Annotated in this window: 10 protein-coding genes; 6 read left to right on the top strand and 4 right to left on the bottom strand. The window is 70.8% G+C overall.

The window, feature by feature from the left end:
* Position 1 precedes the first annotated feature (1 nt).
* On the bottom strand, positions 2–2,224 hold the full coding sequence (locus HH310_RS07235) for a hypothetical protein (RefSeq protein ID WP_169174630.1): 2,223 nt from the start codon (positions 2,222–2,224) through the stop codon (positions 2–4).
* A gap of 123 nt (positions 2,225–2,347) precedes the next feature.
* Between HH310_RS07235 and HH310_RS07230 the strand changes: the two genes are divergently transcribed.
* Both HH310_RS07230 and HH310_RS07225 read left to right on the top strand, forming a co-directional pair.
* A complete protein-coding gene (locus tag HH310_RS07230) occupies positions 2,348–2,872 on the top strand; it encodes an acyl-CoA thioesterase (protein WP_169174629.1) in 525 nt (174 codons plus the stop codon).
* Positions 2,873–2,993: 121 nt separating this feature from the next.
* On the top strand, positions 2,994–4,931 hold the full coding sequence (locus tag HH310_RS07225; RefSeq protein ID WP_169174628.1) for an acetoacetate--CoA ligase: 1,938 nt from the start codon (positions 2,994–2,996) through the stop codon (positions 4,929–4,931).
* An 89-nt stretch (positions 4,932–5,020) separates the two neighbouring features.
* Here the strand turns inward: HH310_RS07225 and HH310_RS07220 are convergent, their stop codons facing one another.
* A complete protein-coding gene (locus tag HH310_RS07220; protein WP_169174627.1) occupies positions 5,021–5,740 on the bottom strand; it encodes a TIGR03089 family protein in 720 nt (239 codons plus the stop codon).
* A gap of 193 nt (positions 5,741–5,933) precedes the next feature.
* Between HH310_RS07220 and HH310_RS07215 the strand changes: the two genes are divergently transcribed.
* Genes HH310_RS07215 through HH310_RS07205 form a run of 3 tightly spaced genes read left to right on the top strand, consistent with a single transcriptional unit; the run spans position 5,934 to position 8,764 of the window.
* Positions 5,934–7,082: a glycosyltransferase family 1 protein gene (locus HH310_RS07215; protein WP_169174626.1), complete on the top strand. Its 1,149-nt coding sequence runs from the start codon at positions 5,934–5,936 to the stop codon at positions 7,080–7,082.
* 19 nt (positions 7,083–7,101) lie between these two features.
* Positions 7,102–8,217: a mannose-1-phosphate guanylyltransferase gene (locus tag HH310_RS07210; RefSeq protein WP_169174625.1), complete on the top strand. Its 1,116-nt coding sequence runs from the start codon at positions 7,102–7,104 to the stop codon at positions 8,215–8,217.
* Positions 8,198–8,764 carry an NUDIX hydrolase gene (locus HH310_RS07205; protein ID WP_169174624.1) on the top strand — a complete coding sequence of 189 codons (567 nt, stop codon included), beginning with the start codon at positions 8,198–8,200 and terminating at the stop codon, positions 8,762–8,764. Before HH310_RS07210 ends, HH310_RS07205 begins: the two co-directional genes overlap by 20 nt.
* Positions 8,765–8,777: 13 nt before the next feature.
* Here the strand turns inward: HH310_RS07205 and HH310_RS07200 are convergent, their stop codons facing one another.
* Both HH310_RS07200 and cofD read right to left on the bottom strand, forming a co-directional pair.
* The gene (locus HH310_RS07200) at positions 8,778–9,947 is read right to left on the bottom strand and encodes a coenzyme F420-0:L-glutamate ligase (RefSeq protein WP_396027497.1); all 1,170 of its coding nucleotides are present in this window, start codon (positions 9,945–9,947) and stop codon (positions 8,778–8,780) included.
* A 91-nt stretch (positions 9,948–10,038) separates the two neighbouring features.
* Positions 10,039–10,998 (bottom strand): 2-phospho-L-lactate transferase, encoded by a 960-nt coding sequence (gene cofD, locus HH310_RS07195; RefSeq protein WP_169174623.1) that lies wholly within the window; start codon positions 10,996–10,998, stop codon positions 10,039–10,041.
* 119 nt (positions 10,999–11,117) lie between these two features.
* Here cofD and HH310_RS07190 point away from each other — a divergent pair, with 119 nt between their 5' ends.
* Positions 11,118–12,206 (top strand): hypothetical protein, encoded by a 1,089-nt coding sequence (locus HH310_RS07190; protein ID WP_169174622.1) that lies wholly within the window; start codon positions 11,118–11,120, stop codon positions 12,204–12,206.
* Positions 12,207–12,237: the final 31 nt, after the last annotated feature.

Genomic DNA, 12,237 nt, shown 5'->3' with positions numbered 1-12,237 from the left:
ACTAGTCTTCCGGCGGTCGTTCCATTTTCATCACGGTCATGGGCCGCGTGGCGTCGTCGTCGGTCCTCGGTGGAGAGGGCTCGAGCCGGCTGGTCGGGTCGTCCGCGATGTCCGGCGCCTCGGCCTCGACGATCGACGGCTGCCTGGTCGCGGCGTCCGGTTCGGCGCCGGCTTGCGGCGCGCCTCCGGCGTCCTTCCCGGTACGCCCGGACTCCGCCCCCACCTCGCCATTCCCCCGTCCGCGCGGGTTCTCGGCGGTGCGAACCGGCAGCCGGATGACTTCGGTGCGCTCGGGCGGCGGCTCCACCAGGTCGGTCCGGATGACCTGCGTGCTCTCGCCGTCGTCGGACCGCACCGGCAACCGGATGACCTGCGTCTCGTCCCCGCCGACATCACCGGTGCCCGGGAACGGGATGACCCGAGTCTGCTCACCAGTCCGGTAGACGGCCGGCCCGGTCGCGCGCGGCGTCCGTACCACCTGCGTCCCCTCGGCCTGATCACCCACCGGCAGCCGAATCACGCGCGTCCGCTCCCCGTCGTCGGGGTCCCCACCAAGGTCGCTGGTCGGGTCGGTGTCCACCGCCCAGAGGGTCCGCGTCGGTTCGTCGTCGCTGTCGGGCTGGTGCGCCGCCCGTAGAGTGCGCGTCGGTTCGTCGTCGCTGTCGGGCTGTTGGGCCGCTCGGAGGGTGCGCGTCGGTTCGTCGTCGCTGTCGGGCTGTTGGGCCGCTCGGAGAGTGCGCGTCGCCTCGGCGTCGTCGGGCTGCTGCGCCACCTGCAGAGTGCGCACCGGCTCCTCACCGTTGGCCTGCTGCGCCACATCCAGTGTGCGCGTCGCCTCCTCATCGTTGGCCTGCCGCACCACCGAAAGCGTCCGTGTCGGCTCCTCGTCGTCACCGGTCTGAGTCGGCTCTTCGTGGTCATCCAGCCGCTCCAGCGCAGGGACGGCCCGGGGGAGCGGAACGGCCCGAACCGTGCTGGGGCCAGGCCCGTCCAACCCGCCGGTCGTGTCGTCGTCGACCAGCGCCGTCTGCGACGCGACCACGGGCTCAGTCGGTTCGTCGTCCGAGCGCGTGGCACCATCCTTGGACGACCCATCGGCAGGGCTGGCCGCGGCATCGCTGAGATCGGCGTCTTCAGCAGCCGATCCGACACCCAAGTCCCCGATCACTGCCGTTTCGGCGCTGTCCGCGACCACCACGGTCGGCTCCTCACCCGAAGCGTCCGGCGGCGCTGTCGGCGAGTCCGGTGACGGCGTGGAAGAGGGGGAGGAAGCCGCTGCCGGCACCGCGCTAGACGCAGAGGTCGCGGTTGGGGCGTCGGACGCTGCCGTCGAAGCTGTGGACGGCAGCGCGTCAGACCCCGCCGAGGCGGTTGGGTCCGACGCTGGGGTGGAAGCTGCTGGCGGCAGTGCGTGAGACGTCGTCGACACGGTTGGGTCGTCGGATGGTGGGGTGGAAGCCGATGGCAGCGTGGGGACGGTTGGGTCGTCGGCCTCCGGAGCGGAAGCCAGCGTCGGGTCGTCGTTCGGCGGCGGCGGGGCTGTGGTGGTGACCTCTGCTGTTTCGTTGCTGTCGACTGCGATGGTGTCGTCGTTGGTGAAGGCCACCGTGTCGTCCGTCGTGCGGAACACGGTGGTGTCGTCGGCGGAGGAGGTCACCACGGTGGGGGTGTCGTCCGGCGGCGGGAGGCGTAGGACCGTCGTCGGGTCGGGGTCGGTGCGGCGGCCCGGCAGCAGTGTCGTCCGGGCGGCCTCGATCGGCACCGCGACCGGGGCTGCCGCCACGCGGGCGCGCCCGATCTGGCCGACGAGCGGGAGCACCGGCGGCTCGTACCGTTTCCAGCGGCGGGCGCTCAACGTCGTCGCGATCAAGGGGACGGCCAGCAGCGCCGCCAAGCCGTACCCGGGTCTGCTGAGGTCGAAGCCCTCCTTGGCCACGCCGGCCGGCCAGACGTCGGCGTAGGCCGTCGGCGCCTGCAGCGTCCAGATCGCCACGCCCAGGTAGGCGAGACCGGCGAGCGTCGGCCCGGCCGGGGAGATCGGGGCGAAGACCAGGATCGCGTACGCCGCGCCGGCCAGCACCAGCAGCGCCAGCCCGGTGATCGACTCCACCGCGAACTCGTCCCGCCCGCGCGTACTCAGATCGCGGGTCAGGCCGACGCCGGCCAGGACCCACACGGCGGGCGCCAGCACCAGCGCATACAAGATCGACCTGAAGTGCCGCAACGTTCCTTCTCCCAGCCTGAGGTGCTGCACGGTCCGGTTCGGGGGATAGCGGGACGGTTGGATGGCTGCTCGACGGTACCGGGGTCCGGCAAGCTTTCGGAAGAACGCCGTAGCCTTCCGCGCATGAACCTGAACGGCCGGCCGACCGCGTACTCGCGGGTGACCTTGAGCAAGATCATGACCGCGGTGGACGTCAACCTGTACGGGACGGTGCACGGCGGGGTGCTGATGTTGTTCGTCGACGACGTCGCGGGAGCCGCTGCGGCCAGGCACAGTGGCGGACCCGCGGTCACGGCCGCGATCGACGAGATCGTCTTCCTGGAGCCGGTGCGTGTCGGTGATCTCGTGCACGCGTACGCGCAAGTGAATTGGACCGGCAGCAGCTCGATGGAGGTCGGGGTGAAACTGGTGGCCGAGCGCTGGGATTCCGCCGAGTCCGAGCCGGTCACCGTGGCCACCGCGTACCTGGTGTTCGTGGCGATCGATGTGGATGGCAAACCGCGTCCGGTCCCGCCGGTGATCCCCGGCGAGGTGGACGACGAGCGGCGGTTCCGCGAGGCTTTGATCAGGCGGCAGCATCGGCTGGATCGGCGCGCGGCGATCCAGCAGGCACGCGCGGACCACGCCCGAGGCGACAACCAGGGCTAGAACGCGCGCGGCCACAACACGCACGGCCAAAACGCTCGCAGCCGCAACCCCCGCGGCGACGGCGGCCAGCCTCGCCCCCGCGCGGCGCGAACGGCTGCTGAATGGGCGTTAAGGTGTGGTCATGACGGGCACTGTGTTGTGGGAACCGCCGGCCGATGTGCGCGAGACGTCCCGCATCGGGCAGTACATGTCCTGGCTGGAGCGTGAGCGCGGGCTCGTCTTCGCCGACTACGCCGCCCTCTGGGAGTGGTCCGTCACCGAACTCGACGGGTTCTGGCAGTCGATCTGGGACTACTTCGAGGTGATCTCCCACGATTCGCCGACCGCCGTGCTCGCGGATCGCGCCATGCCCGGGGCGACATGGTTTCCGGGCGCCACGCTGAACTACGCCGAGCACGTCCTGCGGATGCCGGGCATTGCGGACGGTGCGGTGGTCGTCGAGGCGTACTCGCAAACGCGTGATGCCCAAACGCTCACCGCGAGTGATCTGCGCGAGCGGGTGCGACGGGTGCGTGCCGGGCTGAAGGCCCGGGGAATCGGCTCGGGTGACCGCGTCGCCGCCTACGCTCCGAACATCCCCGAGACGTACGTGCTCATGCTCGCCACGGTCAGTCTCGGTGCGGTCTTCTCCTCGTGCGCGCCCGAGTTCGGTGCCCGCAGCGTCATCGACCGGTGGCGGCAGATCGAGCCGAAGCTGCTGGTAGCGGTCGACGGATACCGGTACGGGGACAAGCCGGTGGACCGTCGCGCGGAGGTCGAGTCGATCACCACCTCGATCCCGTCGATCGAGTCGGTCGTCACCATCGGTTATCTCGATGCGTCACGCGACACCTTCGGCGAGCTCGACGGTGATGACCCGATGGAGTTCGCGGCCGTTCCGTTCGACCACCCGCTCTACGTGCTGTACAGCTCGGGCACCACCGGGCTGCCGAAGCCGATCGTGCACGGGCACGGCGGCATCCTGCTGGAACACCTGAAGATCCTGGCGCTGCATCACGATCTGGGGCCGGGCGACCGCTTCTTCTGGTTCACCACGACCGGCTGGATGATGTGGAACTTCCTGGTCAGCGCGCCGGCCGTGGGCGCGTCGATCGTGCTCTTCGACGGCAACCCGGGATATCCCGATTTATCCACCTTGTGGAATCTGGTGGACGAAGCCGGAATCACCTATTTCGGCACCTCTGCCCCGTTCCTGATGGCGTGCCGCAAGGCCGGGATCACTCCGGCGAAGGGGCAGCTCAAGGCCATCGGTTCGACCGGCGCGCCGCTGCCGCCCGAGGGCTTCGAGTGGGTCTATCAGGCGGTCGGCACCCGGCCGCAGGTGCAGTCGCTGTCCGGCGGCACCGACGTGTGCACCGGCTTCGTCGGCGGCAGCCCGCTGCATCCGGTGCGCGCCGGCCAGATCGCCTGCCGCTGCCTGGGTGCGCGCGTCGAGGCGTACGACCCGGCGGGCCGGCCGGTCGTCGGTGCGCTGGGCGAACTCGTGATCACGGCGCCGATGCCGAGCATGCCGGTCGGATTCTGGAACGATCCGGACGGCGGGCGCTACCGGGAGGCGTACTTCGAGATCTTCCCGGGGGTCTGGCGGCACGGCGACTGGATCACCGTGGGCGCGGACGGCTCCTGCGTGATCACCGGACGGTCCGACGCGACCCTCAACCGCGGCGGCGTGCGGCTGGGCACGGCCGAGTTCTACTCCGTCGTCGAGGGCATGCCGGAGATCGCCGACTCGGTGGTCGTGCACCTGGAGGAGGACGACAACCCCAACGGTGAGTTGCTGCTCTTCGTCGTGCTCACCGAGGGTGTCGAGCTGGACGACACGCTGCGCAAGCGGATCAACGCAGAGCTGCGTGCCGCGCTCTCTCCGCGGCACGTGCCCGACTCGATCTACCAGGTGCGCGCGGTGCCCCGCACGCTCTCGGCGAAAAAGCTGGAAGTGCCGGTCAAACGCATTCTGACCGGTACGCCCGTGGAGGCCGCCGCCGCGAAAGGCGCTCTGGCGAATCCGGAGTCGCTAGTTGCGTTCGAGGAGTTGGCCCGTCAGCGCGGCGCCCACTAGAACGGCGTGCAGGAGAGCCGCGCACACGAGAGCCGCGCACACGAGAGCGGCGCCCACGAGAGCGGCGCCCACCAGAGCCGCGGCGCTCACTAAACGAGCGTGACCGTCACCTTCTCGGACTCGGCGCGGCTCTCCACCTTCGCCGGGATCAGGTTGGCGCACAGCACGATCGACGCGCCCGCCACCAGCGGCGCGAACAACCAGTCGGCCACGTCCGGATAAGCGCCGGCGTCGATCAGCACCCGGTCGCCGGAGGTCAAGCCCAGCTCGGCGGCCCGCTCGGTAGCGTTCCGGAGCACCGCGAGGTGGCTCAGCGCGACCGGGGCGGCCAGCGCGAGATCGTCCTGCGACACCGGCTGCCCGCCGAAATAGTCGCCAAAGTTTCGTACCTCTGTCACATAGTCGACAGATCCGGCCGGCACCTCGCGCAGCGGCATCGCGAGCGGGAGCAGGCCGGTGACGTACCGATCCGGCGCGACCCAGCCGGTCGTATCCGCGTCGGCGCTGGTGAACAGCACATCGGCGGGGCTCGGATCGCCGCCCAGCGCGACCGCGAGGCCGGCCGACGACGCGGCCAGCACGATCGCCGCGGTCTGCCAGTGCGGCGGCATCAGGACGGCCGCGGTGTCGCCGTGGCCTAGGCCGGATCCGTCGATCAACATGTTGGCCGTCTTCGAGACCCAGTTGTCCAGCGTCGCGCCGGACAATTCGGTGCGATCACCGGACTCATCGTCGTACCAGGTCAGAAGGGGTGTCGCCGGGTCCCGCCGGACCGCGGAGGCGAAAGTCTGCGGGATCGTCTGGTCCATTGGGCCCACGATAGTGCGGCCGTTGGTCCGGTTTACGGCGACCGATGGGGCGTTACTCTGGGTAATTGTCCCTGAACGTCCGATGAGTTCCGGGAAACGCTTGGGACAAGGCAGTGTCGCCGTCGCGTCCGCGATGCATTGCGGGCGTAGGCTAGCCAGTGGTCAGAATTACAACCTTTTTGGGAGTTGCCTCGTGACCGCCGGTCGCCCCCCACGAGTGCTCGTCGACGCCACCAGCGTTCCCGCAGATCGAGGAGGCGTCGGTAGATACGTCGACGGACTGCTCGGCGCCCTCGCGCGGATGGACCCGGACCGGGTCGATCTCGCCGTCGTGGCGCAGCGTTCGGATGCGGAGCGTTACAGTCGCATGCTCGGCGACGCCGAAGTGATCGCCGGCCCGGCCGCGGTCGCGCATCGGCCCGCCCGCCTCGCCTGGGAGCAGACCGGCTTGCCCCTGCTCGCTCAGCAGGTCGGCGCCGAGGTGCTGCACTCGCCCTTCTACACGTGCCCGCTGCGCGCCGGAGCGCCGGTGACGGTCACCGTGCACGACGCGACGTTCTTCACCGAGCCGGAGCACTACGACAACACCAAGCGCACGTTCTTCCGCAGCGCGATCAAGACGTCGCTGCGCCGGGCGGCACGGGTGATCGTCCCGAGCAAGGCGACCCGGGACGAGCTGATCCGCCTGCTCGACGCCGACCCGACCCGCATCGACGTGGCCTATCACGGTGTCGACCACGGGGCGTTCCACCCGCCGACCGACGAGGAGAAGGCTCGGGTCCGGGCCCGTCTCGGCCTGGGTGACTCCGGCTACGTCGCGTTCCTCGGCGCCAAGGAGCCGCGCAAGAACGTGCCCAACCTGATCCGTGGCTGGGCCCGCGCGGTCGCCGACTGGCCGCACCCGCCCGCCCTGGTGCTGGCCGGCGGTCAGGGCCACGACGACGAGATCGACCGTGCGGTGGCCGAGGTGCCGTCGCACCTGCGGCTGCTGCGCCCCGGCTATCTGCGGTACGCGGATCTGCCCGGTTTCCTCGGCGGCGCGCTGGTCGCGGCGTACCCGTCGTTCGGTGAGGGTTTCGGTCTGCCGATCCTCGAGGCGATGGCCTGCGCGACGCCGGTGCTGACCACGCCGCGGCTCTCCCTGCCGGAGGTCGGCGGTGATGCTGTCGCCTATACGACGGAGGATCCGGACCGGATCGCATCCGACCTGGCCGATCTTCTGCACGACGAACAACGCAGGCTGACCCTGGCCAAGGCGGGGTTCGAGCGCGCGAAGGAGTTCCAGTGGGCGTCCAGCGCGGAAGTACACGTCACCACGTGGAAGCGGGTCGCCGGAATTTGACCGTTTACACTCTGTGCGCATGAGCGAGCAACCAGGGGGCCTGTACGGCGTCGTGCTGGCCGGAGGCACCGGTACCCGGCTGTGGCCGCTGTCCCGCGCCGGACACCCCAAATTCCTGCACCCGCTGACCGGCACGGAATCGTCGCTGCTGCAGGCCACGGTGGACCGCTTGGACTCGCTCGCGGCGGCCGAACGGATCTTCGTGGTGACCGGCGTGGCGCACGCGGCCGCGGTGTCCCGGCAGCTGACCACGGTGCCCGAGGCGAACGTGCTGGTCGAGCCGTCACCGCGGGATTCGTGCGCGGCGATCGCGCTGGCCGCCGCGGTGATCGCGCGACGCGATCCGGACGCCATCATGGGCTGCTTCCCGTCCGACCACCTGATCACCGACGCCGGCACCTTCACCCGGGTCATCCGGGAAGCGATGGTCGGCGCGCGCCAGGGTCTGCTGATGACGCTCGGTATCACGCCGACGCGTCCCGAGACCGGCTACGGCTACCTGCAGTGCGGCGGAAATCGTGGTGACGCCCCGGTTCTCGCGGTCGAGGAATTCAAGGAGAAGCCCTCGTACGACGTGGCGGAGAGCTACGTCAAGTCGGGCAACTATCTGTGGAACGCCGGCATGTTCGTCTGGCGCGCGGATACGTTCCTGGCCGAACTGGCCCGGCAGCAGCCGCAGCTCGCGGCCGGTATCTCCCGGATCGCCCAGGCGTGGGACTCGTCCGGCCGCGAGGAGGTGCTCGGCGAGGTCTGGCCGACGCTGCCCCGTATCTCGGTCGACTACGCGGTGATGGAGGGCGCGGCCGCGGCCGGCCGGGTCGGCACCGTTCGCGGTGACTTCGGCTGGAACGACGTGGGCGACTTCCACACGCTCGGCGAGGTGCTCGACGCGGATTCCGGCGGCAACGTCGTGGTCGGGCAGGACACCGAAGGCAAGCCCGGGGTGCTGCTGCGCGACACCGAAAGCCTCGTGGTGGTGCCGACATCGGGCCGCCTGGTCGCCGCGATGGGCGTCCGCGACCTGGTCATCGTCGACACGCCGGACGCCGTGCTGGTGTGCACGCGCGACCGGGCGCAGGAGGTCAAGTTGCTGGTCGACGAGCTGAAGGAGCTGGGTGAACTCGGGTATATCTGACCTGCACGCGGACGCCGTGCGGGTGCTGAGCGACTGGTCGGCCGCCGTCTCCGAAGAAGCGGATCTCGCCCGCAAGCGGACCCTGGAGCTGCTGACCGCGGGGCCGGTGGCGATGACTCGATCACATCGGCCGGGACACATCACGGCCAGCGCGCTGGTGGTCGACGAGGACGGGCGTTTCCTGCTCTGCCTGCACGGTCGCCTAAACATGTGGATGCAGCTCGGCGGCCACTGCGAGCCGGCCGACGAGACGCTCGCTGCGGCGGCGTTGCGCGAAGCCACGGAGGAATCCGGAATTTCCGGTTTAATCCTGGATCCGACGCCGATAGACGTAGATGTGCACCCGGTGCGGTGTACCGACGACTCGGGCGTCGTGGGCCCGTCGGCGCATTACGACGTGCGCTATCTGATGCGCTGCCCGGCCGGCACGGTGGAGCAGCTCAGCGAGGAATCGACCGCGCTGGCGTGGTTCACACCGCCGGACCTGCCGTCACCACTGGCCCCCAGTGTGGATCGCCAGATAGCCGCGGCGTTGGCGCGTCTCTAGCGCTTCGTTCCGGCTACGCGCCGGAGAGTTCCAGGCGGATGCCGTCCTCGTGCGGCAACGACACCGACACGACCCGCTCCGCGGCCAGCGCCGCCTGCAGGCGCTGCGCGTCGGCGCCCAGACGCATCCAGCCCGCCGGGGACGCGTCGTGGGTGTGCACGTGCAGCGCGGCGGTGCAGCCCGCGGTGGGCGACGGCTCGGCCGGGGTTGTCTGAAAGCCCGCCGAGACAAACTCGGCCACCGCGTCCAGGGCGCGCGCGACGGCAGCCGGGTCGGTCGGGTGGCCCGGTAGCTCACCGTGGGCGGGGAGCCGCGCCGCCTGCAGCAGGCCGGCCGCGCGGGCCTCGTCGGTGCCCAACCGGAACATGTCGCTCGCGCTGTCCCGAAGCAGCGGTGCCGCCCCGGGACCATCGCCAGCCGTGCCGTGGCCGTGGCCACCGCCGGCCGCGTCCTGGACGTGGCTATCGCCGGCCGCGTCCTGGACGTGGCTATCGCCAGCCGTGGCGTGGCTGCGGCTGCCGCCAGCGCTGTCCTGGGGAGCGTCGTGAAGCAGGCCGCGCACCACGGCGACCGGGACCTGGGCCACCTTTCCCTTGACCAGCTCGCCGGCCGCGGCCAACTCGTCGATCAGGGCCATCTGGGTGATCTGGAGCTCGTTGCCGTACGGGTCGGTCTCGCCGCGATGGTCGCGGAACGGGGCGATGCCGGCGGCGCCCAAGGCCACGTCGGTCAGGCCGTTGCGCCACGTGCGGCCCATCGTGTCGGAGACGATCACGGCCACGTCGAGGCCGCGGGCGCGGAAACCGGCCCGCAGGCGGCGCGCCGACGCGTCCGGGTCGGCCGGCAGCAGGACCAGGTGTGTCTTGTCCACGTTGGAGGCGTCGATGCCGGCCGCGGCCATCACGAAACCCTGGTGCGTCTCGACGATCGTCGTAGGGCCGCGGCGAGCGACCACGCGGGCGCTCTCGGCGACCAGGGCGGCCTCCTTCGCCGCCTCGCGTTCCGGGCCGTCGGCGGGGACCTCGACCAGGCGACCCTCGGCTTTGGACACGATCTTGCTGGTGACGACCAGGATGTCGCCGTCGGCCAGCCACGGCGCGTTCGCCGCGATCACCTCGGCCAGGTCGTCGCCGGCCACAATGTCGCCGATGCCGAGCACCGGGCGAATCTCGACCACGGTCACGCCTTGCCTCCTGCCAGGTCTGCTGCGTGTCGGACCTCGGTCACGCGTTGCCTCCTTGCCAGTTCAGCTGCGTGTCGGACCTCGGCCGCGGTCACGCGTTAACCCCGGCCAGTTCCAGTGCGTGCCGGACCATGGCGGCGGTGGCGTCCTCGTCGGTCATCCACAGCGGCACGGCCCGGGTCGTCACGCCCGCCACCTCGGTGCCCGCGTCGGACGAGTCGACCAGCCAGCCGTCGAGCACGCCGCCGTCCGAGCGGCTGCCGTACAGGCCGGCCACGCCCGCGGCGCTGACCTCGGCACCGACCGCGGTCAGGCATTTGTCGGCCATGCCCCGGACCGGGGACGTGCCGATGATCGGGGAGACGCCGACGACCGGTGCCGGGCCGGACGCCACCGCGTCGCGCAGGGCGCCGACCGCGAGGATCGGGGCGATGCTCACCACCGGGTTGCTCGGGGCGATCAGCACCACGTCGGCGGCGTTGATCGCGTCGAGGACGCCGGGTGCCGATTTCGCGTTGTCCGCCCCCACGAAGACGAACCGGTGGGTGGGCAGGTCACCGCGATAGCGCACCCACCACTCCTGGAAGTGGATCGCCCGGCGTTCATCGTCGACGTCGACGACCACGTGCGTCTCGAGGCGGTCGTCGGTGGCCGGGAGCAGCGTGACACCCGGCTGCCAGCGAGCGCACAGCGCCGCGGTCACCGCGGACAGCGGATAACCGGCGTTGAGCATCTGCGTGCGTACGAGATGGGTGGCCGTGTCCTTGTCGCCCAGGCCGAACCAGGACGGCTCGACGCCATAGGCGGCGAGCTCCTCCTTCACCACCCACGTCTCGCCGACGCGCCCCCAGCCCCGATCGGGGTCGTGCGCGCCGCCCAACGTATACATCACGCTGTCGAGGTCGGGGCAGATCTGCAGGCCGTGCATGCGCACGTCGTCGCCCACGTTGACCACCGCGGTGACCTCGGCGCCGAGCGTCCGCGCGTGGGCTCGCACACCGGCCAGGAACTTCGCACCGCCGATGCCGCCGGAGAGGACCACGATTCGCATGCCGACCATCCTTGCGCACGCCTACGACAAAACGCGCCCGGGTGTGATCGAGCGAGCCACCCGTGCGGAACCGGTCTACTCTGAGCGCGATCTCGACAATCTGTGACCAGGGAGACTTCGTGACCAGCCAACCGCCGCCCGCGCCGGCTGAGGGCAAGACGGCCGGCCAGTTCCTGCGCCCGCTGCGCGATCTTGCCGCGTACGCCCTGGTGGGCGTTACCGGCGTGCTGCTGTTCGTGGCGCTGTTCCGGTTGATTCCTAGCTCCGCGCAGGGATACAGCTTCCGCACGCAGGACGCTTTCTACGGCTTCGTGAACGTGGAGATTGTGTTCTTCCCGCTCGGTGCCGTCCTGCTCGCCCTGATGGTGCAGCCGCGACACCCGAGAGCCCAGCTCATCGTCCTGGCCGCCGTCGTCGAGTACGCGGTGGCCGCGTTCTTCGGGGTGGTCTTCGGCCTGATCATCGGGGTGATCGACCACGCGAGCAACAGCGGGGTCCGCACCGCGTTCGAGGAGCTGCTGGTCCGCCTCGCCTGGCTGGGCCTGCTCGCGGTGGCCGGCTGGGCGGTCTTCCAGATCTGGCGCGGCATGTTCTACGTGCCGCGGCCCCAGCCGCAGCCGGGTGTCTACGGGCAGCCACCGCAGTACAACCCGGCCGCGTACCCGGGCCAGCCGGGTTTCGGCCAGCCCCACCCGGGCCAGCCCGGCTTCGGTCAGCCCGGCTTCGGCCAGCCGCACGGAGGCCAGCCACACCCGGGCCAGCCGCACCCGGGCCAGCCGCACCCGGGCCAGCCGCACCCGGGCCAGCCGCACCCAGGCCAGCCACCGATGGGCCAGCCGATGGGTCAGCCACCGCACCCGGGATTCGGCGCACAGCCGGGCCACCCGCATCCGGGATTCCCGCCCCCTCCGCCGGGCCAGCCAGGATTCCCGCCGCATTACCCGGCACCGCAGTCGGCGCCACCGGCCGGCCCGCAGTCCGCGCCACCAGCCGCACCGGCGGGCCCTCCGTCCGCATACGGCCCGGGCGTCTACGGCCAGCCCCCGCAACCACCATCCTGGAACCAGCCCCCGGTGGCGATGCCCGCCGCGACCCCGGACCCGACCCAGGTGGTGCCCACCACCGAAGCCGAACCACCGGCCGCGGACACGGAACAGACCGAGCGCCCCGGCTTCGGACCGGCCGAACAGGATCCGCCGCGCCACTAGCGCATGACGGGCCCGGGCGCCTCGTGATCTA

This window comes from Actinoplanes sp. TBRC 11911 (genome assembly GCF_012933445.1).
Taxonomy (GTDB): Bacteria; Actinomycetota; Actinomycetes; order Mycobacteriales; family Micromonosporaceae; genus Actinoplanes.
Note: the sequence above shows the minus strand (reverse complement) of the source record. Positions and strands in the feature narration are given on the sequence as shown.